This window comes from Pseudoxanthomonas broegbernensis (assembly GCF_014202435.1).
Classification (GTDB): domain Bacteria; phylum Pseudomonadota; class Gammaproteobacteria; order Xanthomonadales; family Xanthomonadaceae; genus Pseudoxanthomonas; species Pseudoxanthomonas broegbernensis.
On sequence record NZ_JACHGU010000001.1, the window covers coordinates 441,002 to 467,087 of the forward strand.

Consider the following 26,086-nt stretch of genomic DNA (forward strand, 5'->3'; position numbering starts at 1 on the left):
CCCCATGACCGATCCACGTCGATTCCGGCTGTCCAAGCTCACCCTGGGCCTGGTCGTCGCCCTCGCCGCCGCCCCCGCCTTCGCCCAGAGCACCTCCGCCGGCGTCGGCGGTGTGGTGACCGGCTCTTCCGGCCAGCCGGTCGCCGGCGCCGAGGTCACCATCACCCACGTCGAGTCGGGCACCGTCAGCCGCGCCACCACCGACGCCAGCGGCCGCTACAGTTCGCGCGGCCTGCGCGTGGGCGGCCCGTACACCATCACCATCAACAAGCAGGGCGAAGGCGCCAGGACCGAGGAGGGCGTGTACCTGGGCCTGAACCAGGTCAACACGGTCAATGCCGCGCTCAGCGGCGACATCACCACCCTGCAGGGCGTCACCGCCACCGCCATCGGCGGCTCGGAAGTGTTCAGCGCCAGCAAGATGGGCGCCGGCACCAACGTCAGCCAGGAGCAGATCGAGGCGCTGCCGTCGATCAACCGCAACATCCAGGACTACATCCGCCTGGACCCGCGCATCAGCCAGAGCGACAAGTCGCGCGGCGAGATCACCGTCGGCGGCCAGAACCCGCGCTACAACGCCATCCGCATCGACGGCGTCAACACCAGCGACACCTTCGGCCTGGAATCGAACAACTTCCCGACCATGCGCCAGCCGGTGTCGATGGACGCCATCGAGGCGATCAACGTCGACATCTCCAACTACGACACCACCATCACCGGCGCCACCGGCGCGGTGATCGACGCGGTGACCAAGTCGGGCACCAACGAGTTCCACGGCTCGGTGTACGGCGTGTACCGAGACAAGGACATGGTCGGCGACCACCCGGTCACCGGCGCGCCGTTCAACGGCTTCAACGACGAGGTGACCTACGGCGCCACCTTCGGCGGCCCGATCGTCAAGGACAAGCTGTTCTTCTTCGCCAACTACGAGCAGTACACCCGCGACCGCGCGGCGCCGTCCTACGGCCCGGCCGGCTCGGGCGCATCCAACATCATCGCCATCGAGCCGGGCTGGATCGCCGAGGCCCAGCAGATCGCGCGCGAACGCTACGGCATCGACCTGGGCTCGCAGGAGTCGCCGCCCAGCATCAAGCAGGAGGTCGAGGAATACGCGATCAAGATCGACTGGAACATCAGCGACAACCATCGCGCCTCGGCCCGCTACTCCAAGCTCGAGCAGACCGACCCGAACCTGGCCGGCTCCAGCACCAGCATCAACTACGACAGCCACGGCATCTCGCGCGGCCCGAGCCTGGGCCTGAACAGCCGCTGGTACGACGTCACCAAGAACGTCGAGACCGCGGTGGTGCAGTTGTTCAGCGACTGGAACGACAGCCTGTCGACCGAGTTCAAGGTCGGCCGCCGCACCTACGATTCGCTCAGCTCGGTGTACTCGCGCCTGCCGCAGATCGTCATCGGCTTCGGCAACGGCGCCGACCCGGACCAGGCCGTCGCCCCGTACCTGAGCGCGGGCGCCGACGAGTTCCGCCACGGCAACCAGATCAACACCGAGACCACCACCGCCTTCGGCGCGGCCACCTGGTACGTGGGCGACCACACGCTGAAGTTCGGCTTCGACTGGGAAGAGAACGACGTCTACAACCTCTACGCGCAGAACATCTGGGGCACCTACGCCTTCGCCGGCCTGGACGCCTTCCGCGCCGGCCAGTACTGGGTCTACGACCTCAACGCACCGGTGCCGGGCAACGACCTGGACTCGGTGGCGATGCGCTACAAGCACCGCAACACTGGCCTGTTCGTGCAGGACAGTTGGGCGGTGAACTACAACCTGACCCTGCTGTTCGGCCTGCGCGTGGACATCCCGGACATGGACGACGTGCCGGTCCAGAACCTGCTGGTGCAGCAGGTCTACGGCCGCGACAACCGGGCCAAGCTCGACGACGCGCTGATCCAGCCGCGCTTCGGCTTCAACTACACCTTCGACAGCGACCGCCCCACCCAGTTGCGCGGCGGCCTGGGCCTGTTCCAGGGCGCGGCGGCCAACGTGTGGATCGGCAACTCCTACCAGAACTCCGGCTTCGGCCTGATCGGCTACAACGCGCGCGTCACCGCCGCCATGAGCCAGGCCGATCGCGAGGCGCTGTGGGCCAGCCTGCCGGTCAGCATGGACCCTGACAACCCGACCGTGCCGTCGCCGGCCGCCGGCTATTCGATGATGGTCAACCTGATGGACGACGGCTTCGAGCAGCCGTCGGTGTGGAAGGCCAACCTGGCGTTCGACACCGAACTGCCCTGGCACGGCATCGTCGCCTCGGCCGAGCTGCTGCATACCAAGGTCAACAACGGCCTGCACTTCGAGCGGCTGGACCTGGGCAACGTGAGCTACGCGCAGGGGCCGGACGGGCGCTCGCTGTACTGGGCCGATCCCTACGCCCGCAGCGGCGCCCGCAACGGCAGCAATACCGGCGTGGCCGCCATCGCCGACACCATCCCCGGCTACGAGAACGTCACCGGCTGGCACGGCGACGGCGTGGTGCTGATGACCAACACCGGCAACGGCCGCAGCACCCAGTTCACCGTCGGCCTGAACAAGCCGCTGGTCCAGGACTGGGCGTGGTCGCTGCACTACACCTATACCGACGCCACCGAGGTCAGCCCGCTGACCTCCTCCCGCGCCATCTCCAACTGGTCCAACAAGGCGGTCTTCGACCCCAACTCGGACGTGGCCGCGACCTCCAACTACGAGATCAAGGACCGCATCACCGGCAGCCTGACCTTCCGCAAGGCCTTCTTCGGCGACTACGACACCACGTTCTCGGCCTTCTACGAGGGCCGTTCCGGCGTGCCGCACAGTTGGCGCTACCGCAACGACATGAACGGCGACGGCTACAGCAACGACCTGCTTTACGTGCCCGGCGGCCCCGGCGACGTGATCTTCAGCGGCGGCGTGGCGATGGAGCAGGCGTTCTTCGAATGGCTGGGCCGGCATCCGGACCTGGCCCGCTACCGGGGCGGCGTGGCCGCGCGCAACGGCAGCCGCAACCCGTGGGTCAACAGCCTGGACATCCGCGTCAGCCAGGAACTGCCCGGCTTCTTCCGCGGGCACAAGTCGGAGATCTGGCTGGACGTGCTGAACGTGGGCAACCTGATCGACAAGAACTGGGGCCGCATCGACTACGCCTCGCCGTACGGCGACCGCACCGTGGTCGACTTCGTCGGCGTGGACCAGGCCACCGGCAAGTACGTCTACAACTTCAACCCCGACAGCATCTCGGCCATTCCCGTGACCGACTGGGAGTCGCGCTGGTCGGTGCAGGTGGGCTTCCGCTACAAGTTCTGACAGCGGCCGCACCGCCGAGCGTTCGAGGACGGCCGGGTTTCCCGGCCGTCCTCTTTTCATGCGCACGCGACGGCGCCCCGGTGCCGGGGCGCCGTGCCCGCCGGCCCGCGCTGCGGTAAAGTCGCCGACCGGTCCGATCCATCCGCATCGAGAAACACGCCCCATGAACGAAACGGTTTCGAGCACGCTGCCCGTGGAAGACGCGCGCATCTACCCGCGCGGCGGGCTGGACGTCCTCTCGCGCACCGAAGTGGCGCGCCTGCGCGACGCCTCCAGCGGCGGCATGCACGAGCTGCTGCGCCGCTGCGCGCTGGCGGTGCTCACCAGCGGCAGCGCCAACGACGACCCGCGCGCCGCGCGCGACCTGTACCCCAGCTTCGACATCCAGGTCGCCCAGCAGGACCGCGGCGTGCGCATCGACCTGAAGAACGCGCCGGCGATGGCCTTCGTCGACGGCGAGATCATCCGCGGCGTGGCCGAGCTGCTGTTCGCCGTGGTCCGCGACCTGGCCTGGACCGCGATCGAGCTGGGGCCGGAGTATGCGGAGGACCTGGAAAGCTCGGCCGGCATCACCGACGCGGTGTTCGGCCTGCTGCGCAACGCGCGCGTGCTGCGCCCGGCCGACCCCAACCTGGTGGTGTGCTGGGGGGGGCATTCGATCTCGCGCGAGGAATACATCTACACCAAGCAGGTCGGCTACGAGCTGGGCCTGCGCGGGCTGGACATCTGCACCGGCTGCGGACCGGGCGCGATGAAGGGGCCGATGAAGGGCGCCACCATCGCCCACGCCAAGCAGCGCAAGCGCACCAACCGCTACATCGGCATCACCGAGCCGGGCATCATTGCCGCCGAGTCGCCCAACCCGATCGTCAACGAGCTGGTCATCATGCCGGACATCGAGAAGCGGCTGGAGGCGTTCGTGCGCCTGGCCCACGGGATCATCGTGTTCCCCGGCGGGGTGGGCACGGCCGAGGAGATCCTGTACCTGCTGGGCATCCTGCTGCGTGAGGAGAACGCCGGCCTGCCGTTCCCGCTGATCCTCACCGGGCCGACCATCGCCGCGCCCTATTTCGAGCAGATCGACCGCTTCCTGCGCCTGACCCTGGGGGAAGCGGCCACCTCGCGCTACCAGATCGTGATCGGCGACCCGGCCGCGGTGGCCAAGAAGATGTCCACGGGCATCCGCAAGGTGCGCGAGGCGCGCCTCGCGCACAAGGACTCGTTCTACTTCAACTGGGGCATCGACGTTCCGCTGGAGTTCCAGCAGCCCTTCGTGCCCACCCATGCGGCGATGGCGGCGCTGGACCTGCACCATGGCCGCGCGCCCTCGGCGCTGGCGGCCGACCTGCGCCGCGCGTTCTCCGGCATCGTGGCCGGCAACGTCAAGGAGGAGGGCATGCGCCGGATCGAGGCGCACGGTCCGTTCGAGATCCATGGCGCGGCGGACATGATGCAGGCGCTGGACGGCCTGCTGCGCGCCTTCGTCCAGCAGCGGCGGATGAAGATCGCCGGCGAGTACCGGCCCTGCTACCGCGTGGTGGCCTGAAGGCCCGGCGAGGGACGGCGGGCCTCCGTCCGCCGTGCGCGACCCCGGCCGGCCCCCGGGGAGCGGCCGTCTCTCCGCCCATTCCAACCGCTCGTCCCGTCCGCGCTTGCGTCCGGGCCCGGCCCGGCTAGGGTGGGAACACCACGCTGGGGAGCCATGTGCATGCGGCCCGAACGCCAGTCCGGCTTCACCTTGATCGAGCTCCTGGTCACCATTTCGGTGGTGGCGATCCTGCTCGCCTGGGGGCTCCCCAGCTTCCAGCAGAGCCTGCGCACCAACCGCATCGCGGCCAGCACCAACGAGATGATCGCCTCGCTGGCCCTGGCCCGCAGCGAGGCCATCCGCAACGCCCGCGGCAGCGGCGTGTGCGCCAGCGCCGACGGCGCGACCTGCGGCACCGAATGGGGAAGCGGCTGGCTGGTCTGGGCCGATGCCAACGGCAACGGCTCGCTGGACAGCGGCGAGACCGTGCTGCGCTACAGCCAGGGCCGGCCGCAGGTGTCGGCCACCGGCGCCGCCGGCACGATCACCTTCGACTCGCGCGGGCGCCGCCGGGCCGCCGCCGACCAGACATTGAGCCTGCGGCCGACCGACTGCGGCGGGCAGCCGATGCTGCGCACGCTCACCGTCAATGCCGCCGGCCAGGTACGCACGGCGAAGGGAGCCTGCTCATGAACCGCCGTTCCTGCCCGCGGCCGGGCGCCGCCAGGCCCACCGCCGCCGGCTTCAGCCTGATCGAGGTGCTGGTGGCGATGCTGGTGCTGGGCATCGGCCTGCTCGGCTTCGCCCTCCTGCAGACCATGAACGTGCGCTTCACCCAGAGCGCCAATTTCCGCACCCAGGCGACCAACCTGACCTACGAGATGTTCGACCAGATGCGCATCAGCCGGGTGTCCTCGGCCGCCTACCTGGGCGACTACACGGCCGCGACCGCCAACTGCACGCCGGCCACCGGCGCCAACCTCGGCGCCACCCAGTTCCGCAACGCATGGTCGTGCCGGCTGGGCAAGGCGCTGGGGCAGGGCGCCACGGCCGCGGTCGCGCGCAACGGCCAGGACGTCACCGTCAGCATAAGCTGGGGCGACGATCGCTGGGACGCGGATGCGACGGCCCGCACCTTCAGCGCGACAACCCAGCTATGAGGCCGATCATGTTCCGCCGTCCGCAGGGCCTGACCCTCATCGAACTGATGATCGCGCTGTTGATCGGCACGATCCTGATCCTCGGGCTGGTGCAGGTGTTCGCCGCCTCCCGTTCGGCCTACATGCTGTCCGAGGGCATGTCCCGGGTGCAGGAGAACGGCCGCTTCGCGCTGGATTTCCTCCAGCGCGACATCCGCATGGCCGGCCATTTCGGCTGCGTCAACGACCAGGCGCACATGGCCAACGCGCCGGTGGGGCTGGTGACCACGTTCGGCAGCCACCCGGGCCTGGATTTCTTCACCTCCATCCAGGGCTACGAGGCCACCGGCACCGCGCCGGGCGCGACCCTGGCGGTGGCGGAGACGCCGGCCACCGGCGGCACCGGGTTCACGCCGGTGCTGCCGGCGGAAATCGCGGCGGCCACCTCCAACCGGGTGAACGGCAGCGACATCATCGCCCTGCGCTTCCTCATGCCCGAGGGCGTGCCGGTGACCGCCATCCAGGGCAGCGCCGGCACACCGGTGTTCCGCTTCGACGCCGCCCGCTGGGACGTGCTGCGCAGCGGCGTGGAGAACCCCGGGTTGTTCGGCGTGGCCGACTGCCTGAACACCGTCGTGTTCCAGGCCGCGGCGGTGGGCTCGGCCGCGGGCAGCGTGACCGCCGGCTCCACCAACCCGATCAACGCCTCGTCGGCGTTCACCCGCGTGTTCACCGAAGGGCAGGCGATGCTGCATCGCGCCGAGAGCGTGGTCTATTACGTCGGGCTCAACAACGGCCGTCCCTCGCTGTATCGCGTGCGCTTCACCGCCGCGCCCGGCGGCGGCCTGACCGCGCAGAGCCAGGAGCTGATCGAGGGGGTGGAGAACATGCAGCTCCTCTATGGCCTGGACCGCGAACTCACCGCGAATCGCCCCCCCACCGGCTACATCGACCGGTTGCTGGCGGCCAACGGCGTGCAGACGGCGGTCGTGCCGGCGGCCGACGCCTGGCGCCGGGTGGGCGCGGTCCAGATCGGCCTGCTGACGGTCAGCCCGGACCGGGCCACCGCGGCCCAGGCGCAGGCGGACCTCCGGCCGCTGTCGGCGCTGGGCGTGGCCTACACCGCTCCCGGCGACGGACGCTACCGCTCCGTCTACGAAAGCACCATCGCCTTGCGCAACCGCCTGTATGGCAACTGAGCCGGTTCCCCGCCCATGAACATTCCTTCCCGGTCCGCCGTTTCCTTCCCGGCCCCACGCCGCCAGCGCGGTGCGGTGCTGTACGTGGCGCTGGTGATGCTGATCCTGCTGGCGCTGATCGGCATCGTCGGCATGCAGGTCGCCGGCCTGCAGGAGCGCATGGCCGCCAACTACCGCAACGTGAACCTCGCCTTCCAGAACGCGGAGTCCGTCGCACGCGGGATGGAACGCCAGATCGAGGCGTCGCTGCTGGGCGAGGTGGCCACCTACGAGGCCGACCAGGAAGTCTGCCAGCCCACCTTCGACCCGGTGACCTGGGCCGACAACGTCACCGCCACCGAGTCCACCTACACGCGGCGCATCGACCACTGCTTCCCGGCGTCGAGCCGGGTGGCCGGCAAGAAGAAGAACGAGCAGACCGGCAACATCTACGAGGTCAATTCGCTCGCCAGCGACAACGACACCAACGCAACCGCAACCGCGGTGATCAGCACCATCTATATTCCCTGAGGTACCGGTCATGAACGGCATTGCGATCCCCCAATGGCTGCGCTGGTCCGCGCTCGGCATAGGCTTGGCGGCGGTGGTCGGCTGGATGCTCAGCCTGTCGGCCGCTGTCGGCGACTACGACATCGCGCAGAAGCCGCTCTACCAGGGCGCGGCCGAGCCCCCGCTGATGATGATGGTGATGTCGCGCGACGAGCGGCTGTTCACCAAGGCGTATTCGGACTACACCGACCTGGACGAAGACGGCACGATCGATACGACGTACACCGACAAGTTCGACTATGCGGGCTACTTCGATTCCTTCCTCTGCTACGAGTACGCCAGCAACCAGTTCAGGGCGGTCGCCAAGGCCGAGGGCGCCAACAACCACACCTGTCCCGGTGCCAGGTGGAGCGGCAATTTTCTGAACTGGACCACCATGAGCCGGCTGGATATCGTGCGCCACGTGCTGTATGGCGGAACCCGGTCGACCGATGCCGCGACCACCGTCCTGGAGCGCGCGCATATTCCCAACGACCTGCATGCCTGGGTCAAGATCTACAACGACAACGGCGACTTCACCCCCAACTCGGGCACGCGTTCGTATTGCAACTCCTCGACCGGCGCCGATTCGGCCCCGATCATGCGCATGGCGACCGGTGCCTATTCCGAGTGGTCCTCCACCTCCCTGTACCAGTGCCGGACCGGCCGTACGGCCGAGGGCGAGCCTTCCAGCGCGACGGACTACAACGTCCGCGTGCAGGTCTGCGCCGGGAACAACACCGACCTGCACGAGACCAACTGCCGCCGTTACGGCACTTCCGCCTACAAGCCCGTGGGCCTGCTCCAGGAATACGGCGAAAGCGGCAGCCTGCGCTTCGGCCTGATCAGCGGCAGCTATTCGGCGCCGCGCAGCGGCGGCGTGCTCCGCCGCAACATCGGCCGGTTCTCCGGTAACGGCTCCGGCTGCAATGATGGCAACGAGGTCGACCTGGCCACGGGCCGATTCTGCAAGGCCGCCGGGGCCGAAGGCATCGTCAACACCCTCGACCGCTTCAAGCTGACCCAATGGAGCGGCTGGAGCAGCGAAATCCTGTGGAACGATTGCAACACGTGGGGCATCCTCAACCGGCAAGGCCAGGGCGGCCGGGACAACCTGAACAATCCCGGCAACAATGGCCAGACGTGCAGCGCCTGGGGCAACCCGGTCGCCGAGATGTACGCCGAGGCGTTGCGCTACATCGCCGGACAGACCAGGACAGACGGGTTCAACGTAAGTGGCGACCTGACCGGCCTGCCCACGGGGCTGGCGTGGAAGGACCCCTACAAGCCGGCGGCCTCGGGCGGCGGCGGCAATTCCTACTGTGCCTCGTGCAACATCCTGTTGCTGTCCTCCAGCTATCCCACCTTCGACAGCGATGAGATTCCCGCCGCTGCCGGGATCAACGCCGCCACCGCGACCGACGCCGTGGGCGTGGCCGAAGGCATCAGCGGCAGCTACGTGGTGGGTGGCGTGGGGGCCACGCCCAAGGGCAGTTCCATCGCGACCCATTCCTACCTGTGCTCGGCCAAGAACGTTTCCGGGTTGAGCCTGGTACGGGGCATCTGTCCCGACATCCCATCGATGGAAGGCAGCTACCTGCTGGCCGGCCTGGCCCACAAGGCCAACACGACCGACGTGCGCAGCAGCAATGTCCCGACCGGTCGCCCGGCCGGGTACAGGAATACGGTCACCACGTATGCGGTGGCCTTGGCGGACAACCTGCCCAAGTTCGAGATTCCCATCGGCGACGGCACGGTCGGCCTGGCGCCGCTGTGCCAGTCCAACAGCAGCGGTACCGCCGTCGCCACCGATTCCGGCTGGGGCAGTTGCTTCCTCGGTTCGGTCGGCATCGGCCCGAAGACTTCGACGTTCGGCACCCGGTACACCTACGGGCGTCCGCTGGCGGCCGACAGCCGGTCCGGCAGTTTCTCCCTGGTCTGGGAGGACTCCCTGTACGGCAGCGACTTCGACAACGACGTGGTGACCATGATCACCTACTGCGTCGGCGATACCTGCGATGCGGACCATAACCCGAACAACAACGGCAGTTATACCGGCAAGGAAATCTGCTGGCGCGCACCGACCAGCGGCGTCTGCGGCACCAATCGCAGGCCCACGGTGGCCGCCGACGAAGCGCTGATCCGGATCGAGAACCTGTCGGCCTACGCCGGCTATACCCTGTTGACCGGCTTCATGCTGTCCGGTTCCGACAACGATGGCGTACACCGCCTGACACGGGTTCCCGGCAACGACAGCTTCAAGTCGATCCTGTCCGGGCAGGACGATCCCCCGGCGAGCTGGACCGCGCCGACGGTCATGAAGGTCAAGCTGGGCACCAGCTCGGCCAAGCAGCTCGAAAGCCCGCTGTGGTACGCGGCCAAGTACGGCGGCTTCAAGGACGCCAACAACAATGGCCTGCCGGACCCGGGTGAGTGGGACTCGAAGAAGGCCGGCGTGCCCGACAACTACTTCTTCGCGCGCAACCCCTCCAAGCTCAAGCGCGAGATCGAGGACATCTTCCGTGCGGCGGTGCTGGAGGGCGCGACGACCGCCGGCGGCGGCGCCGGTTCACGCATCGGCGACGGTTCGGTGACGGTCGAGGTCGGGTTCCAGCCTGGTCCCGAGGACAACCCGGGCGATTGGACCGGTTATCTGCGGGCGCTGGAAGTGACGGCGCTGGGCGGCCAGGGAAGCGTCGTATGGGAGGCTTCCAGCAAGATCCCGGCACCCGACGCGCGCGACATATTCATGGTGACCCGGTCCACCACCGTCAATGCAGCCGGTACGGTGACGCAGGCGGTGCAGGCCTCGCCATTCCTCGCGACGAACCTGCCTGGCGCCAACAATGCCGCTCGCCTCCAGGCGCTGGGCGTGCCGACGCCGGTACCGACCTGGCTAGGAGCCTCGCCGACGCCCGGCAACCTGGTGAACTACCTGCGCGGCCAGCCGGTGACCGGTTACCGCAACCGGAGTTCGCTGCTGGGCGACATCGTCAACTCGCAGCCGGAAATCGTGACTCCACAGGACGATTTCGGTTACGGCTACTGGAGTTACGCCGCGTCCGGCGCGCCTGAATGGCGGGCCGGGCTGGGCGGTGGCTACCGCGACTTCCTGGCCGCCAAGCGCACTGCGGGGCGAAGGATGATCTACGTGGGAGCCAATGACGGCATGCTGCATGCGTTCGACGCGGCACAGGGCTCGGGCGGTGGCGCGGAAGAGTTCGCCTTCATTCCCAATGGCTCCCTGCGGCACATGTACGAGTTGGCCAACCCCAACTACGACCACCGCTATTTCGTCGACGGCCCCATCACCGTGGGCGACGCCTCGTTCAGCGGCAGCGGCGCCGGCGACTGGCGCACGGTGCTGGTGGGGACCACGGGCGCGGGTGGCGCAGGCATCGCCGCGGGCGCCAGTGCGCGCGGTTTCGGTTCCGTATACGCCCTGGACGTCACCAACCCGGGCAGCTTCGATGCCAGCAAGGTGCTGTGGGAACTCAATGCCCAAACCGACGACGATCTCGGATTCGCGCTGGGCAAGCCCGCGATCGTGCCGGTTGCGGGTGCAGGTGCGGACGCCGCGCCGAGGTGGGTGGCCATCTTCGGCAATGGGCCGAACTCGGCCAACGGCGCCCCGGTGCTGTACGTGGTCGACCTGGCCACCGGCGCGGTGCTGTCCAGGCTCAAGCCCACATCCAGCACCTACGCCAGCCAGAATGGCCTGATGAGCGTGGCCCCAGTGGCCGTCTACAACAGCGAAGGCCTGGTGGATACCGTCTATGCCGGCGATCTGCAGGGCAACCTGTGGAAGTTCGACCTGCGCAGCGGTACCCCGTCCAGTTGGCTGGTGGCCTTCGGCGGCGCACCGCTTTTCCAGGCCGTCTACGATGGGCAGCCGCAGCCGATCACGGGCGGCATCGAGGTCTCCAGCGGGCCGGGGGGCGGCGTCAGCGTGTTCTTCGGTACCGGCAGGTACTTCACCCAGGGCGACAACACCACGTCCTCGGTCCAGTCCTTCTACGGGATCTGGGACAACCTCAGCAGCACCCCGGTCGGCACCCGCGATTCGCTCGTTTCCCAAGGCCAGGAGGCACAGGGGATCAGCAACGGGTACAACACCCGTGGAGTGGGTCCGCTGCCGCCCAACCCCGTCAACTACGGGACCCACCATGGCTGGTACGTGGACCTGCTCGTAGAAGGCGAGGCCGCCGGCGAGAGGTTCATCGGCACGCCCACGCTGCAGAGCGGCAAGGTGGTGTTCACCACCTACGTGCCCGCTTCCGCGATCTGTTCGGCCGGTGGCGGCGTCAACTGGATGTATGCGCTGGACCTGCTCAACGGTACGGGCAGCATGGCCGGCATCAGCCTGACGCCCGGTGGGGAGGCGGTGTGCACCGATAACTGCGGGGCCATCTCCTTGAACAAGGAGGACGCGCCGCAGGCGCCGGTGACCGGCACCAATGTATTCGTGCCCAAGCTGACCGGCTGCGACCCCGCCGACCCCGCATGCACGGTGGATGAGTTGATCGCCGCCGAGCAATGCAGCTTCGTCCTGCGCGCCGCCGGCGCCGATCCCCTGTACCTGCCGCGTCCGTGCGGCCGCCAGTCCTGGCGCCAGGTGCGTTGATGGAAGGAAAGACCGCCATGAGCAAGACCGCTTCCGCCATCCGCCCGGCCCAGCGCCCGCCGTCGTCGCGGCGGGCACGCCGGGTCCGGGGCTTCACCTTGATCGAGCTGATGATCACCGTCGTGATCGTCGCGATCCTGGTGGCCCTGGCCTATCCGGCCTACAACGACCACGTGCGCAAGGCCCGCCGCGCCCAGGCCAAGGCCGACCTGGTGGAGTACGCGCAACTCGCCGAGCGCTGGCACACCGTCAACAACACCTATGCCAGTTTCGACCCGGGCGTCACGCAGTCGCCGCGCGAAGGCTCCACCGTTTACTACGCGGTCGAGGTGAGCGACCTGGGCGCGGCCACGTTCACCATCACCGCCACTCCCCAGGGCGGGCAGACGGCCGACCGCTGCGGAACCTTGACGATCAACCAGGTCGGGGTGAGGGGCTCGGGAGACGGCACCGCGCGCAATCCCGAGTGCTTCTGATGCCGGATGCTTGATGGGCGGTCCGGATCGGACCTATAATTCCGCCCCCGCCCGAATAGCTCAGCCGGTTAGAGCACTTGACTGTTAATCAGGGGGTCGTTGGTTCGAGTCCAACTTCGGGCGCCAGAAAATTCAAGGGCTTGCGAGCGATCGCAAGCCCTTTTTTTCTGCCCGAATGCAAATCCGGCGCCGAAAAATGCGAACCTGGCGCGCCGCCACTTGCATGGGGAACAGGGTAAGCCGCCCACTGTCGTGACAACCTCGCGACGCGGCCCGATGCAGCATGCGGGCATGAAGACCCGCGCCGACATCCATGCCGAACTGGAACGCCTCGAGCGGCGGCTCCCCCGCTTGATGGCCGAGCTGGCAGCGGACAAGGTGCTGGAGGCCTTCGCCGCCGAGGCCGAGACATTGACCCGGCGACTGCCGGCCGAGCACGAGGCCTACGTCAACCGCCAGCTCAATTGCATGCTGGCCGCGGCCGGCTTGGTGCCGGGCGAGACCGAGGGCGAACCCTGCCCGAAGGGCGGCTGAAAGTCCTCGCGGACCGGCCGCCTTCTCGCCAGGAGACCGGCCGCCGTCCTGGCAGCCGGCACGTGCTCATGTACGCCCCGCACGCTCGGCGCGTGCCGGAAGTGTGCGCAAGCGCTTTTTCAGTTTCCCGTACAGGCGCTGCCCGCGGGCGGCCTGCGCGTGCGTACCCGGCCGACGTTGTTGACGATGATCTCGCCGCCCAGTACCGGGCCGTGGCACACCTGCAGGGTGAGGTTGCTGCCGCCGCTGCGGCCGTCGGGCTGGTAGCGGACGCGCTGCCGGCCGGCGCTGGAGCGGACCTGGACCGAGCCGGGCAGCGGCTGGCGCACGTCCCGCAGGATGTCCGCCGCGGCGAGCGGCTGGTTGCCGCGCCGCGGGTCGCGATACAGCAGCCAGCCCGCGCTCCAGTCCGGATCGTCGCGGCAGCGGCCGTCGCCCCGCGAGGGGCACAGCGTCACCGGCACGCGCTGCGTGATCGCCGTGTTGCGGGCCTGGGCCAGTTGCGCGCTGACCAGGTGCATGGCCGTGGCGATGTGCTGGCGCCGCAGGGCCTCCTGGAAGCCGGGCAGGGCCAGGCCGTAGAGGAGGGCGACGACGGCGATCACGGTCAGGCATTCGATCAGGGTGAATCCCGGCGCATCCTTGCGCATGGGCGAAATCCTTTCGCTCGGGAGTGGCGACAGGATCGCGCCCGTTCCGTCGCCGCGGAATCGGCCGGTGGCTGGGCCGCCTGTAGGAATTCCCGGTACAGCATGTAGGAGGTGGCTTCAGCCGGTGGCTGCCGTGCCTCGTACCAGTTCTTCCAGGCTCCGGAGGCGGTCGACGACTGAAGTCGGCTCCTGCAGGGAGGCGGCCATGAAGCGATCGTTCGTAGGGGCCGGGTACGGCCGACACGGCTCCTGGAGCCGCAGGACCGTACGCGCCGGCATGCCATCCGGCGGCCCTGTCCGGATGCCCGCCGTCCGGGTGACGGCGGGCGGGCATGGGGCCTGTCTATACTGATCGGTCCCCCAAGCCGGTGCCGCCCATGAGCGAGCGATTCGAACTGGTGTCCCCGTATTCCCCCGCGGGCGACCAGCCGCAGGCCATCGCCAAGCTGATCGAGGGCTTCGATGCGGGCCTGGCCAAGCAGGTGCTGCTGGGCGTGACCGGTTCGGGCAAGACCTACACCATCGCCAACGTGGTCCAGGCGGTGCAGAAGCCCACCCTGGTGATGGCGCCGAACAAGACCCTGGCCGCGCAGTTGTACGGCGAGTTCAAGGCGTTCTTCCCGAACAACGCGGTCGAGTACTTCGTCAGCTACTACGACTACTACCAGCCCGAGGCCTACGTCCCCTCCACCGACACCTTCATCGAGAAGGACAGCTCGATCAACGACCACATCGAGCAGATGCGGCTGGCGGCGACCAAGGCGCTGCTGTCGCGGCCCGACGCGCTGGTGGTGGGCACGGTCTCGGCGATCTACGGCCTGGGCGCGCCGGAGGACTACCTGTCGCTGCGCCTGATTCTCTCGCGCGGCGAGCGCATCGACCAGCGCGAGCTGCTGCGCCACCTCACCCAACTGCAGTACACCCGCAACGAGTACGAGCTGCAGCGCGGCACCTTCCGCGTGCGCGGCGAGGTGGTGGACGTGCACCCGGCCGAAAGCGACGCCGAGGCGGTGCGGATCGAGCTGTTCGATGGCGAGATCGAGAACATCGCCCTGTTCGACCCGCTGACCGGCGAGGTGCTGCGCAAGCTGCCGCGCTACACCATCTACCCGAAGACCCACTACGCGACCACGCGGGAAAGAGTGCTGAGCGCGGTCGAGACGATCAAGGCCGAACTGAAGGCGCGGCTGGAGCAGTTGTACGCGCAGAACAAGCTGGTCGAGGCCCAGCGCCTGGCCCAGCGCACCCAGTTCGACCTGGAGATGATGGCCGAGGTGGGCTATTGCTCGGGCATCGAGAACTACTCGCGGCACCTGACGGGCAAGGCGCCGGGCGAGCCGCCGCCGACCTTGTTCGACTACCTGCCGGCCGATGCGCTGCTGGTGGTGGACGAGTCGCACGTGACCATCCCGCAGATCGGCGCGATGTACAAGGGCGACCGCTCGCGCAAGGAGACGCTGGTGGAGTTCGGATTCCGCCTGCCGTCGGCGCTGGACAACCGGCCGCTGAAGTTCGAGGAGTGGGAGGCGCGCGCGCCGCGCGCGGTGTACGTCTCGGCCACGCCCGGGCCGTACGAACTGCGCGAGGCCGGCGACCAGATCGTGGAACTGGTGGTGCGCCCGACCGGCCTGGTCGACCCGCGGGTGGAGATCCGCCCGGTGTCCACTCAGGTCGACGACCTGATGAGCGAGATCAACCTGCGCGTGGCCCAGGGCGACCGCGTGCTGGTGACCACCCTGACCAAGCGCATGGCCGAGAACCTCACCGACTACCTGGCCGAGCACGGGATCAAGGTGCGCTACCTGCACTCGGACGTGGACACGGTGGAGCGGGTGGAGATCATCCGCGACCTGCGCCTGGGCAAGTTCGACGTGCTGGTCGGCATCAACCTGCTGCGCGAGGGCCTGGACATGCCGGAGGTGTCGCTGGTGGCCATCCTGGACGCGGACAAGGAGGGCTTCCTGCGCTCGACCGGCTCGCTGATCCAGACCATCGGCCGCGCCGCGCGCAACCTGCGCGGCACCGCGATCCTGTATGCGGACCGGATGACGAAGTCGATGCAGGCCGCCATCGAGGAAACCGACCGCCGCCGCGAGCGGCAGGTGGAGTACAACGCCGCCCATGGCATCGTGCCCAAGGCGGTGGTGCGCCAGATCATGGACGTGATGGAAGGCGCCCGCACCGAGCCGGGCCAGGGCAAGTCCACCCGCGGCAAGTCCCGCCAGGTCGCCGAGCCGGCCGCCGACTACGCGGCCATGGACCCGGCCAAGGCGGTGGCGAAGATCCACGAACTGGAGCAGCGCATGTACCAGCACGCCCGCGACCTGGAGTTCGAGGATGCCGCACGCCTGCGCGACCAGATCCGCAGGCTGAAGGAGGCGAGCCTGGCCGGCTGAACCGCTCGCGCAGGGGCGTCGTCGCGCTCGGCCACGCCGGGTCGGACCAAGTCGCGACAGCCTTCCCTCCACGCATCGCAGGAGCGGCCTTGGCCGCGACGCCTTTGGCGGGCATGCGGGGAAGTCCCCCTCTATTGAATCCTGGGCAAGCCCCCTCGCGCCCGAGGGCGCTCCCAGGGCGAGGGCGGCGCCGGTTGTGGCGGGCCCCGGCCCCACGGTAGAATGCGCGCCCCTGTGGCGGGCGATCCCGCGCAGGATGCGGTTCCCGGGCGGTTAGCTCAGCGGTAGAGCACTACCTTGACATGGTAGGGGTCACAGGTTCGAACCCTGTACCGCCCACCACTTGAGGCGCTGGTTCCAGCGCGCTCCGTGGTTGTCCCTCAAAGCCGGCCGGCGCGCCGGCTTTTTCGTGCCCGGCATGCGGGCATGGCGACCGCTGGCGATACCCGGATTCTGCACGATCCCAGGTCCCCTCGGCCGGCTTCGGCCGCGGTACCGATGGACGATCCGATACGCACTTTATCCTTCCACGAACTCATCCATACCGTTTTCCATATCGGATGCCGGGTAAAAGTCATTGGATCGTTCTCGCATATTCACGCATGGTCCGTGGATAACCTGTCCCCCGATCCGCCACCGATCCATCCTGACGAGGAGAAGCACGATGTCCCTGCGTTCGTCCCTGCTGGTCCTGTTCCTGGCGGCCGCGCCGGCCGCCGCCCAGGACGTGCTCCTCAAGGTGGAGGCCGACAAACCCGGCGCGAAGATCGACCGCCACATCTTCGGCCAGTTCGCCGAGCACCTCGGGCATGGCATCTACGAGGGCGTGTGGGTCGGCCCGGACTCGGACATCCCCAACACCCGCGGCATCCGCAACGACGTGGTCGCCGCGCTGAAGGCGATCAAGGTGCCCAACATCCGCTGGCCGGGCGGCTGCTTCGCCGACGAGTACCACTGGCGCGGTGGCATCGGCCCGAAGGAACGGCGCCGGGCGATGGTCAACACCAACTGGGGCGGGGTGATCGAGCCCAACACCTTCGGCACCCACGAGTTCTTCGACTTCATCGAGCAGGTCGGTGCCGATGCCTACGTGTCGGTCAACGTGGGTTCGGGCACTGTGCAGGAGGCGGCGGAGTGGATGGAATACATGACCGCCGTGCATCCCACCGCGCTGGCCCAGGAGCGCGTGGGCAACGGCCGCAAGGCCCCGTTCCAGGTGCCGTTCGTGGGCCTGGGCAACGAGAACTGGGGCTGTGGCGGTGCGATGTCCGCTGATTACTACGTGGACCTGATGAAGGCGTTCGCGCGCTACACGCGCAACTACGACCCGGACCAGAAGAGCAAGCTGATCGCGGTCGGCCCGGACGGCGCCAAGACCGAGTACACCGAGGCGGTGATGAAGGCGTGGTCCGAGCGGGTGTGGAGCTGGACCATCGACGGCCTGTCGCTGCACAACTACACCCTCAACGGTTGGCCGCCCAGCGTGAAGGCCACCGGTTTCGGCGAGCCGGAGTATGCGAAGTTCATCGAGGAAACCCTCGGCATGGACACCTTGATCCGCACCCACTCGGCGATCATGGACAAGTACGACCCGGAGAAGGAAGTCGCCCTGGTGGTGGACGAGTGGGGCGCGTGGCTGGCGCCGGCCGAGGGCACCAACCCCGGATTCCTGGTCCAGCAGAATTCCATGCGCGACGCGATCCTGGCCGCGCTGAACCTCAACATCTTCGCCCGTCACGCAGAGCGCGTGCGCGTGGCCAACATCGCGCAGATGGTCAACGTGCTGCAGGCGATGATCCTGACCGACAAGGAGCAGATGCTGCTCACGCCCACCTACCACGTGTTCCACATGTACGTGCCGTTCCAGGATGCGGCCTTCGTGCCGGTGGCGTTCGACAAGGGCCGCTATACGGTGGGCGACGTCGTCCTGCCGCGGGTGGACGCGATCGCCGCGAAGGCGGCCGACGGCACCTTGTGGGTGGCGGTGACCAACGTCGATGCCGGCCGTGCGGTGGAGGTCGGGCTGGAGGTGGCCGGGTTCGATGCGGCATCGGCACGTGGGCTGCTGCTGACCGCGCCGCGGGTGGACGCGGTCAACACCTTCGAGGCGAAGGACACGGTCGCGCCGAGGCCGGTGACGCTGTCCAACGGGCGCCTGCAACTGCCGCCGCACTCGGTGGCGGTGGTCGGGCTGAAGCCGCGCTGAGGCGGCGTTTCCGGGGGTTCTCACTCCCTCCCTGTGGGAGGGGTGGTGCGCGCGGCCAGGGGGCCGCACGCGGCCCCCCGGTGGTGCCGTCAGTGCGAGTCGCGGGCGACCGCGTCGCCGCTGCCGCCGGCCAGGAAGTCCAGGTCGGCGCCCAGGTGGGCCTGCTGCACGTGGTCCACGTAGAGCTTGGCCCAGCCACGCGCGGGCGCCGGCGGCGGGGCCCATGCGGCGCGGCGGCGCGCAAGTTCCGCGTCCGGCACGTCCAGGTGCAGGCGCCGGCCGGGCACGTCCAGTTCGATGAAGTCGCCCTCGCGCACCAGCGCCAGCGGGCCGCCGGCCGCCGCCTCGGGCGAGACGTGCAGGACCACGGTGCCGTAGGCGGTGCCGCTCATGCGCGCGTCGGAGATGCGCACCAGGTCGGTGACGCCGCGGCGCAGCAGCTTGGGCGGCAGCGGCATGTTGCCCACCTCGGCCATGCCCGGGTAGCCGCGCGGGCCGCAGTGCTTCAGCACCATCACGCAGCTCTCGTCGATGTCCAGCGCCTCGTCGTCGATGCGCGCCTTGAAGTCCTCGATGTCCTCGAACACCACCGCGCGGCCGCGATGCCGCAGCAGGTGCGGCGAAGCGGCCGAGGGCTTGATCACCGCGCCGTCCGGGGCCAGGTTGCCGCGCAGCACGGCGATGCCGGCCTCGGCCTTGAAGGGGTCGCCCAGCGGGCGGATCACCTCGTGGTTCCAGCACGGTGCATCGGCGATGTTCTGGCCCAGGGTGCGGCCGTTGACGGTCGCCGCATCCAGGTCCAGGTGCGCGGCGATCTGGCGCAGCACCGCCGGCAGGCCGCCGGCGTAGTAGAAATCCTCCATCAGGTACTCGCCCGATGGCTTGAGGTTGAGCAGGCAGGGCAGGCGCGAGCCCAGTGCATCCCAGTCGTCCAGGGTCAGCGGCACGCCCAGGCGCCCGGCGATGGCCAGCAGGTGGATCACCGCGTTGGTCGAGCCGCCGATGGCGGCGTTGGCGCGGATGGCGTTGGCGAACGCGGCGCGGGTGAGCACCTTGGACATGCGCAGGTCCTCGCGCACCATCTCCACGATGCGCCGCCCGGACAGGTGGGCCAGGCGGAAGCGGCGCGAATCGACCGCGGGGATCGCCGCGTTCTCCGGCAGCGACATGCCCATCGCCTCGACCATGCTGGCCATGGTCGAGGCGGTGCCCATGGTCATGCAGCTTCCCTTGGAGCGCTGCATGCAGGCCTCGGCCTCGGTGAACTCGTCCTGCGACAGGGTGCCGGCGCGGACCATCTCCGACATCTCGATCACGCCGGTGCCCGAGCCCACCGGCCTGCCGCGCCAGTGGCCCGAAAGCGACGGTCCGCCGGAAACGCCGATGGTGGGCAGGTCCACGCTGGCCGCGCCCATCAGCAGCGAGGGCGTGGTCTTGTCGCAGCCCATCAGCAGGACCACGCCGTCGATGGGATTGGCCCGGATCGACTCCTCCACGTCCATGCTGGCCAGGTTGCGGAACAGCATGGCGGTGGGGCGCATCTGGGTCTCGCCCAGCGACATCGCCGGGAATTCCAGCGGCAGGCCGCCGGCCTCGTAGACGCCGCGCTTGACGTGCTCGGCCAGCTCGCGGAAGGAGCTGTTGCACGGGGTCAGTTCCGACCAGGTGTTGCAGATGCCGATCACCGGGCGGCCATCGAACAGGTCGTGCGGCAGGCCCAGGCCCTTGAGCCAGCTACGGTAGTAGAACCCCTGCTTGCCATCGCGGCCGAACCACTGCCGGCTGCGGAGAGGCGGTTTCCTGAAGTCGCTCATGCGGTCGGGGTTCCTGCCGGGGATGCGGAGTGGAGGGGGCGTAAGTGCGGTGGCCGGCTCTTTACCGAGGCGATCCTACCGGGCATATTCATGCTGTAAAAATAACAATAGCCATGATATCGATACATAAACATATATCTATATCTGGCCTTTCCATCGACGCGACGGGACAGGCGCATGACAACGGGGACGGGCGCGGAGCAGCGCCATCTGCAAGAACGGGCGAGCTATCCGAACCTGGCCGGGCGGCGGGTATTCGTCACCGGCGGCGGCAGCGGCATCGGCGCCGCGCTGGTGGAGGCCTTCGCCGGCCAGGGCGCGCAGGTCGCCTTCGTCGACATCGCCGAGGAGGCCGGCGCGGCGCTGTCCGGGCGGCTGGCGGCGGCCGGCCATCCACGCCCCTGGCATCGCCACTGCGACGTGGCCGACGTGCCTGCGCTGCAGCAGGCCATCGCCGACGCGGCAGCCGCGCTGGGCGACTTCCACGTGCTGGTCAACAACGTCGGCAGCGACGATCGCCACGCCCTGGACGAGGTCACGCCGGAGTACTGGGACCGGAGGGTGGCGATCAACCAGCGCCCGGCGTTCTTCGCCATCCAGGCGGTGGTGCCGGGGATGCGGCGGCTGGGCGGCGGCTCCATCGTCAACCTCGGCTCCACCGGCTGGAGGACCAAGACCGGCGGCTACCCGGTGTACGCCGCCGCCAAGTCGTCGGTGAACGGCCTCACCCGCGGCCTGGCCCGCGAGCTGGGTGCGCAGCGCATCCGCATCAACGTGGTCACGCCCGGCTGGGTGATGACCCAGCGCCAGATCGAGCTGTGGCTGGACGAGGCCGGCGAGGCCGACCTGCGGCGCAATCAGTGCCTGCCGGACAAGGTGTGGCCGGACGACATCGCGGCGATGGCGCTGTTCCTGGCCTCGGACCAGGCGCGCGCGATCACCGCGCAGGAGTTCGTGGTCGACGCCGGCTGGAGTTGAGCGCCTGCCGGCATGGCGCTTCCCGCGCATCCGCCCCCGTCGCCGGCCGACGCCGGCTCCTGCAACGGCGAGGCCGCCGCCGCCGCGCCTATGCGGACGGCGTGCCGTAGATCTCGGCGGCCGCTTCCCGCACCGCCTGCAGGACGGTGCGCACGCCGGGCGAGAGCAGCCAGTCGCTGCGGGTGATCAGGCCGAACGCATCCATCCGGCACGACAGCTCCACCGGCACGATGCTCACCATGCCGTGGTCGGCGTAGTGCCGGGCCACGTCCACCGGCATCACCGCCAGGTAGTCGCTTTCCCGCAGCATCTTGGTCAGGAACATCAAGGCGGTGGTCGCGATGACCTGGCGCGGCGGCTGCAGGCCGGCGCTCTGGAACATCAGCTCGAAGCGGTGGCGCAGCACGCTGCCCTCCGGCGGCACGATCCAGTGGGCCTGGGCCAGCTCGCGCAGCCCCGGCCGGGCCAGCGACAGGACCGGATGCCCAGGCCGGGCGATCGCGCAGATCTCCTCCTCGGCCAGCGCCTGGTAGTGCAGGTGGCGCTTGTCGTGGCGCGGGAACAGGCGCGCGATCAGGAAATCCAGCCGGTTCTGTTCCAGCCGCTCCAGCAGCACGTCGCTGCTCTCCACCAGCAGCGACACCCGCAGATTCGGATGCCGCCGGGTGATCCCCGCCAGCGTGGCCGGCAGCAGGCTCATCGCCGGGCCGGCGATCGCGCCGATGGCCACGCTGCCGGACCAGCCGTTCCTGATCGCTTCGATCTCCGCGCCGGCCTCGCCCAGGCTGGACAGGGCGATGCGCGCGTGCCGGATCATGGTCTCGCCGTACCAGGTCGGGCGCATGCCGCGCGGCAGCCGCTCGAACAGCGGCACGCCCATCATCTCCTCCAGGTCCTTGAGCAGCTTGGAGGCAGCCGGCTGCGACATCGCCAGGGTCTCGGCCGCGCGGTGGATGTTGCCTTCCTCGTCAATGGCGATCAGCAGCATCAACTGCCGGGTCTTCAGCCGCGCGCGGACGAACCAGGGGATGCTCGGGACCATATGGCGAATCTCTGATCGATATTGTTATTCGTATATGTTATTCGACAAATTGGATTGGATGTATATGAATTGGGTGGGCAGAATGCGAGGCGGCACATCCAGTCGGCTTCACCTCTCCCAAGGAGGCTGCGTGCCATCCAGATTCCGAGCGATGCGGGCCGAGCGATGCGATTGATCCAGTTGGTGGACGATGCCGGGCAGACCCGGGTGGGCGTGGTCGACGGCCACGGCCGCAGCGCGCGCCTGCTCGACGGCGTATCGAGCACCTACGAGCTGGCCGTGCGCGCCATCGCCGCCGGCGAGCGGCTGGAGCGGCAGGCGGCCGCCTCGCCCGGCAGCCTGTCGCTCGACTACGCGGGCCTGTTGCGGGAGGGCCGGGTGCGCGCGCCGCTGCACCACCCCGACCCGGCGCACTGCCTGGTGACGGGCACCGGGCTGACCCACCTGGGCAGCGCCAGCGCGCGCGACGCCATGCACCAGAAGCTGCGGCAACAGGCCGAGGAGGGCACGCTCACCGACTCCATGCGCATGTTCCAGTGGGGCGTGGAAGGCGGCATGCCCGCGCCGGGCCGGGTCGGCGCGCAGCCGGAATGGTTCTACAAGGGCGATGGCGACATCGTGGCCGCGCCGGAAGCGACGCTGGACTCGCCGGACTTCGCCCTGGACGGCGGCGAGGAGCCGGAGCTGGTGGGCCTGTACGTGGTCGGCCCGGACGGCACGCCGCACCGGCTGGGCTTCGCCATCGGCAACGAGTTCTCCGACCACGTCACCGAGCGCCAGAACTACCTGTACCTGGCCCATTCCAAGCTGCGCGCCTGCGCCATCGGGCCGGAGCTGCGCACCGGCGAGCTGCCGCGCGACCTGCGCGGCGCCAGCCGCCTGGTCCGCGATGGCGCGGTGGTGTGGGAGAAGCCGTTCCTGACCGGCGAGGCCAACATGTGCCATTCGCTGGAGAACCTGGAGTACCACCATTTCAAGTACCCCGCCCACCGGCGCCCGGGCGACGTGCACCTGCACTTCTTCGGTACCGCCACGCTCAGCTTCGCCGATGGCGTCCGCGCGCAGCCGGGCGACGTGTTCGAGATCGAACTGCCCGAACTGGGCGCGCCGCTGCGCAATCCGCTGCGTACGGTGGCGTCGGGTTTCGTCCCCGGTGGCGTCCGCGTACTGTGACGCGCGGGATCGCATGAGGAGATCGAAGTGAACCAGCGTTTCAGCAGCTACATCGCCGGCCAGTGGGTGGAAGGCGACGGCGGACACGCCGACGAGAACCCGTCCGACCTGGACGTGCCGGTCGGCCAGTACGGCGTGCTCGACGCCGCGCGCACCGCGCAGGCGGTGGACGCGGCCAGCGCCGCGCTGCCGAAGTGGGCACTCTCCAACCCGCAGCAGCGCGCCGACATCCTCGACGCGGTCGGCAGCGAGATCCTGGCGCGCAAGGAGGAACTGGGCCGGCTGCTGGCGCGCGAGGAGGGCAAGACCCTGGCCGAGAGCATCGGCGAGGCCGCGCGCGCCGGGCAGATATTCAAGTTCTTCGCCGGCGAGGCGCTGCGCATCCCGGGCGAGAAGCTGGCTTCCACCCGTCCCGGCGTGGACGTGGAGATCACCCGCGAGCCGGTCGGTGCCGTGGGCATCATCGCGCCGTGGAACTTCCCGCTGGCGATCCCGGCCTGGAAGATCGCCCCGGCGCTGGCCTACGGCAACACGGTGGTGTTCAAGCCGGCCGAGATCGTGCCCGGCTGCGCCTGGGCCATCGCCGAGATCCTCGCGCGCGCGGGCCTGCCGGAGGGCGCGTTCAACATGGTCCTGGGCAGCGGCCGGGTGGTCGGCCAGGCGATGATCGAGCACAAGGGGCTGGACGCGCTGACCTTCACCGGCTCGGTGCCCACCGGCCACGCGCTGCTCAAGCAGGCCGCCGCGCGCGCGCTGAAGGTGCAGATGGAGATGGGCGGCAAGAACCCGCTGGTGGTGCTGGCCGACGCCGACCTGGACAAGGCGGTGGAGTGCGCGGTCAACGGCGCCTTCTTCTCCACCGGCCAGCGCTGCACCGCCTCCAGCCGGCTGATCGTGGAGAACGCGGTGTACGACGTGTTCGTGGCGCGCATGCAGGCGCGGATGGCGAAGATCAGGGTCGGCGACCCGCTGGAGCAGGGCGTGGACATCGGCCCGGCGGCCAGCCAGGCGCAACTGGACACCAACCTGTCCTACATCCAGGCCGGGCACGAGGACGGCGCCGAGCTGCTGGCCGGTGGCGAACGGGTGGAGTGGAAGACCCGCGGCCACTTCCTGGCGCCGACTCTGTTCGCGGCCAAGCCGTCCGACCGCATCGCCCGCGAGGAGATCTTCGGGCCGGTGGCCGCGCTGCTGCGCGCCGACGACTACGAGCACGCGCTGGCCCTGGCCAACGACACCGAGTTCGGCCTGTGCGCGGGCATCTGCACCACCTCGCTCAAGCATGCCACTCATTTCAAGCGCCATGCGCAGGCGGGCATGGTGATGGTCAACCTGCCCACCGCCGGCGTGGACCCGCACGTGCCGTTCGGCGGGCGCAAGGCCTCCAGCTACGGCCCGCGCGAGCAGGGCCGCTACGCGGTGGAGTTCTACACCACGGTCAAGACCGCCTACACCTCGGCCTGAGGCGCGGGCATCCGCGGCAGCGGCAGCGGGACACATCAATCGGGAGGGAGCGATGAGGAAGCCGTTTTTGGTGCTGGCGCTGTGCGGCGTATTGCTCGCCGGCTGCTCCGGCGGCGGCCGGAGTGCGGTGGACGCCAATGAGGCGATCACCGTCGGCTTCAGCCAGGTGGGCGCCGAGAGCGAATGGCGCACCGCCAACACCCGCTCGGTGAAGGAGGCGCTGGCCGTGCCGGAGTTCAGGCTGAGGTTCTCCGACGCGCAGCAGAAGCAGGAGAACCAGATCAAGGCGCTGCGCGGCTTCATCGCCCAGCGCGTGGACGTGATCGCGTTCTCGCCGGTGGTGGAGTCGGGCTGGGAGACGGTACTGCGCGAGGCCAAGGCCGCCGGCATCCCGGTGGTGCTGACCGACCGCGCGGTGAACGTATCCGACGCATCGCTGTACGCCACTCTCATCGGCTCGGATTTCGTCGAGGAAGGCCGCCGCGCCGCGCGCTGGCTGGTCGAGGACAGCGAAGGCCGGCCCGAGCCGGTGCGCATCGTCGAGCTGCAGGGCACGGTGGGCTCGGCCCCGGCCAACGACCGCATGCGCGGCTTCAAGGAGGCGATCGAAGACGACGATCGCTTCAAGGTGGTGCGCTCGCAGAGCGGCGACTTCACCCGGGCCAAGGGCAAGGAAGTGATGGAGGCCTTCCTCAAGGCCGAGGGCCGGAACATCGACGTGCTGTTCGCGCACAACGACGACATGGCCATCGGCGCCATCCAGGCCATCGAGGAGGCCGGGCTGAAGCCGGGCACCGACATCCGCATCGTTTCCATCGACGGCGTGCGCGGTGCGTTCGAGGCGATGAAGGCCGGCAAGCTCAACGCCACGGTGGAGTGCAATCCGCTGCTCGGCCCGCAGCTTGCGCAACTGGTGCGCGACGTGCACGCCGGCAGGGCGGTGCCCAGGCGGGTGACGGTGGACGAGGGCGTGTTCACCCGCGACCAGGCCGCCGCCGAGCTGCCCAACCGCAAGTACTGACGGCCGATGCGCG

At 69.0% G+C, this 26,086-nt stretch carries 18 protein-coding genes and 2 tRNA genes; 17 read left to right on the top strand and 3 right to left on the bottom strand.

Annotated elements, in window-relative coordinates:
• Nucleotides 1-4 precede the first annotated feature (4 nt).
• The 10 genes from HNR76_RS01935 (at nt 5) to HNR76_RS01980 (ending at nt 13,329) form a co-directional block, all read left to right on the top strand.
• Nucleotides 5-3,301 carry a TonB-dependent receptor gene (locus tag HNR76_RS01935; RefSeq protein WP_162311249.1) on the top strand — a complete coding sequence of 1,099 codons (3,297 nt, stop codon included), beginning with the start codon at nt 5-7 and terminating at the stop codon, nt 3,299-3,301.
• 163 nt (nt 3,302-3,464) lie between these two features.
• On the top strand, nt 3,465-4,847 hold the full coding sequence (gene ppnN / locus HNR76_RS01940; protein WP_162311250.1) for a nucleotide 5'-monophosphate nucleosidase PpnN: 1,383 nt from the start codon (nt 3,465-3,467) through the stop codon (nt 4,845-4,847).
• 162 nt (nt 4,848-5,009) lie between these two features.
• Nucleotides 5,010-5,522 carry a GspH/FimT family pseudopilin gene (locus HNR76_RS01945; protein ID WP_162311251.1) on the top strand — a complete coding sequence of 171 codons (513 nt, stop codon included), beginning with the start codon at nt 5,010-5,012 and terminating at the stop codon, nt 5,520-5,522.
• Complete coding sequence (gene pilV / locus HNR76_RS01950; protein WP_162311252.1) at nt 5,519-5,989, top strand: type IV pilus modification protein PilV; 471 nt, start codon at nt 5,519-5,521, stop codon at nt 5,987-5,989. The genes HNR76_RS01945 and pilV overlap by 4 nt, the downstream gene beginning before the upstream one ends.
• An 8-nt stretch (nt 5,990-5,997) precedes the next feature.
• Entirely contained in the window at nt 5,998-7,167 is a 1,170-nt protein-coding gene (locus tag HNR76_RS01955; RefSeq protein ID WP_162311253.1) for a PilW family protein, read from the top strand.
• Between the two features lie 15 nt (nt 7,168-7,182).
• Nucleotides 7,183-7,677: a pilus assembly PilX family protein gene (locus HNR76_RS01960; protein ID WP_162311254.1), complete on the top strand. Its 495-nt coding sequence runs from the start codon at nt 7,183-7,185 to the stop codon at nt 7,675-7,677.
• A gap of 10 nt (nt 7,678-7,687) precedes the next feature.
• A complete protein-coding gene (locus tag HNR76_RS01965; protein WP_246428954.1) occupies nt 7,688-12,319 on the top strand; it encodes a pilus assembly protein in 4,632 nt (1,543 codons plus the stop codon).
• Nucleotides 12,320-12,336: 17 nt separating this feature from the next.
• Nucleotides 12,337-12,795 (top strand): type IV pilin protein, encoded by a 459-nt coding sequence (locus HNR76_RS01970; protein ID WP_162311255.1) that lies wholly within the window; start codon nt 12,337-12,339, stop codon nt 12,793-12,795.
• A 49-nt stretch (nt 12,796-12,844) separates the two neighbouring features.
• Nucleotides 12,845-12,921, top strand: a tRNA-Asn gene (locus HNR76_RS01975).
• A 165-nt stretch (nt 12,922-13,086) separates the two neighbouring features.
• The gene (locus HNR76_RS01980; RefSeq protein WP_162311256.1) at nt 13,087-13,329 is read left to right on the top strand and encodes a hypothetical protein; all 243 of its coding nucleotides are present in this window, start codon (nt 13,087-13,089) and stop codon (nt 13,327-13,329) included.
• A 119-nt stretch (nt 13,330-13,448) separates the two neighbouring features.
• Here the strand turns inward: HNR76_RS01980 and HNR76_RS01985 are convergent, their stop codons facing one another.
• Nucleotides 13,449-13,979, bottom strand: a complete 531-nt coding sequence (locus tag HNR76_RS01985) for a GspH/FimT family pseudopilin (RefSeq protein ID WP_162311257.1) — start codon at nt 13,977-13,979, stop codon at nt 13,449-13,451.
• Nucleotides 13,980-14,356: 377 nt separating this feature from the next.
• Between HNR76_RS01985 and uvrB the strand changes: the two genes are divergently transcribed.
• From uvrB to HNR76_RS02000, 3 genes are all read left to right on the top strand, one after another.
• A complete protein-coding gene (uvrB, locus tag HNR76_RS01990; RefSeq protein WP_162311258.1) occupies nt 14,357-16,375 on the top strand; it encodes an excinuclease ABC subunit UvrB in 2,019 nt (672 codons plus the stop codon).
• A 267-nt stretch (nt 16,376-16,642) separates the two neighbouring features.
• Nucleotides 16,643-16,717: transfer RNA gene (locus tag HNR76_RS01995), tRNA-Val, on the top strand.
• Nucleotides 16,718-17,039: 322 nt separating this feature from the next.
• On the top strand, nt 17,040-18,581 hold the full coding sequence (locus HNR76_RS02000) for an alpha-N-arabinofuranosidase (RefSeq protein ID WP_162311259.1): 1,542 nt from the start codon (nt 17,040-17,042) through the stop codon (nt 18,579-18,581).
• A gap of 89 nt (nt 18,582-18,670) precedes the next feature.
• On the opposite strand, the gene HNR76_RS02005 is transcribed toward HNR76_RS02000, so the two are convergent.
• On the bottom strand, nt 18,671-20,395 hold the full coding sequence (locus HNR76_RS02005; protein WP_162311260.1) for an IlvD/Edd family dehydratase: 1,725 nt from the start codon (nt 20,393-20,395) through the stop codon (nt 18,671-18,673).
• Nucleotides 20,396-20,572: 177 nt separating this feature from the next.
• On the opposite strand from HNR76_RS02005, the gene HNR76_RS02010 reads away from it, so the two are divergent.
• The gene (locus HNR76_RS02010) at nt 20,573-21,373 is read left to right on the top strand and encodes an SDR family NAD(P)-dependent oxidoreductase (RefSeq protein WP_162311261.1); all 801 of its coding nucleotides are present in this window, start codon (nt 20,573-20,575) and stop codon (nt 21,371-21,373) included.
• A gap of 88 nt (nt 21,374-21,461) precedes the next feature.
• On the opposite strand, the gene HNR76_RS02015 is transcribed toward HNR76_RS02010, so the two are convergent.
• Nucleotides 21,462-22,415 carry a LysR substrate-binding domain-containing protein gene (locus HNR76_RS02015; protein WP_162311262.1) on the bottom strand — a complete coding sequence of 318 codons (954 nt, stop codon included), beginning with the start codon at nt 22,413-22,415 and terminating at the stop codon, nt 21,462-21,464.
• Nucleotides 22,416-22,580: 165 nt separating this feature from the next.
• Between HNR76_RS02015 and araD1 the strand changes: the two genes are divergently transcribed.
• The 3 genes from araD1 to HNR76_RS02030 are packed head-to-tail and all read left to right on the top strand — an operon-like array spanning nt 22,581 to nt 26,073.
• On the top strand, nt 22,581-23,588 hold the full coding sequence (araD1, locus tag HNR76_RS02020; protein WP_162311263.1) for an AraD1 family protein: 1,008 nt from the start codon (nt 22,581-22,583) through the stop codon (nt 23,586-23,588).
• 27 nt (nt 23,589-23,615) lie between these two features.
• The gene (locus HNR76_RS02025; protein ID WP_162311264.1) at nt 23,616-25,052 is read left to right on the top strand and encodes an aldehyde dehydrogenase family protein; all 1,437 of its coding nucleotides are present in this window, start codon (nt 23,616-23,618) and stop codon (nt 25,050-25,052) included.
• A gap of 52 nt (nt 25,053-25,104) precedes the next feature.
• Nucleotides 25,105-26,073, top strand: a complete 969-nt coding sequence (locus HNR76_RS02030; RefSeq protein WP_162311265.1) for an ABC transporter substrate-binding protein — start codon at nt 25,105-25,107, stop codon at nt 26,071-26,073.
• Nucleotides 26,074-26,086: the final 13 nt, after the last annotated feature.

Coding starts and splice junctions, on each gene's coding strand:
- HNR76_RS01935 (WP_162311249.1), top strand. CDS start 5: ATGACCGATCCACGTCGATTCCGGCTGTCCAAGCTCACCCTGGGCCTG.
- ppnN (WP_162311250.1), top strand. CDS start 3,465: ATGAACGAAACGGTTTCGAGCACGCTGCCCGTGGAAGACGCGCGCATC.
- HNR76_RS01945 (WP_162311251.1), top strand. CDS start 5,010: ATGCGGCCCGAACGCCAGTCCGGCTTCACCTTGATCGAGCTCCTGGTC.
- pilV (WP_162311252.1), top strand. CDS start 5,519: ATGAACCGCCGTTCCTGCCCGCGGCCGGGCGCCGCCAGGCCCACCGCC.
- HNR76_RS01955 (WP_162311253.1), top strand. CDS start 5,998: ATGTTCCGCCGTCCGCAGGGCCTGACCCTCATCGAACTGATGATCGCG.
- HNR76_RS01960 (WP_162311254.1), top strand. CDS start 7,183: ATGAACATTCCTTCCCGGTCCGCCGTTTCCTTCCCGGCCCCACGCCGC.
- HNR76_RS01965 (WP_246428954.1), top strand. CDS start 7,688: ATGAACGGCATTGCGATCCCCCAATGGCTGCGCTGGTCCGCGCTCGGC.
- HNR76_RS01970 (WP_162311255.1), top strand. CDS start 12,337: ATGAGCAAGACCGCTTCCGCCATCCGCCCGGCCCAGCGCCCGCCGTCG.
- HNR76_RS01980 (WP_162311256.1), top strand. CDS start 13,087: ATGAAGACCCGCGCCGACATCCATGCCGAACTGGAACGCCTCGAGCGG.
- HNR76_RS01985 (WP_162311257.1), bottom strand. CDS start 13,979: ATGCGCAAGGATGCGCCGGGATTCACCCTGATCGAATGCCTGACCGTG.
- uvrB (WP_162311258.1), top strand. CDS start 14,357: ATGAGCGAGCGATTCGAACTGGTGTCCCCGTATTCCCCCGCGGGCGAC.
- HNR76_RS02000 (WP_162311259.1), top strand. CDS start 17,040: ATGTCCCTGCGTTCGTCCCTGCTGGTCCTGTTCCTGGCGGCCGCGCCG.
- HNR76_RS02005 (WP_162311260.1), bottom strand. CDS start 20,395: ATGAGCGACTTCAGGAAACCGCCTCTCCGCAGCCGGCAGTGGTTCGGC.
- HNR76_RS02010 (WP_162311261.1), top strand. CDS start 20,573: ATGACAACGGGGACGGGCGCGGAGCAGCGCCATCTGCAAGAACGGGCG.
- HNR76_RS02015 (WP_162311262.1), bottom strand. CDS start 22,415: ATGGTCCCGAGCATCCCCTGGTTCGTCCGCGCGCGGCTGAAGACCCGG.
- araD1 (WP_162311263.1), top strand. CDS start 22,581: ATGCGATTGATCCAGTTGGTGGACGATGCCGGGCAGACCCGGGTGGGC.
- HNR76_RS02030 (WP_162311265.1), top strand. CDS start 25,105: ATGAGGAAGCCGTTTTTGGTGCTGGCGCTGTGCGGCGTATTGCTCGCC.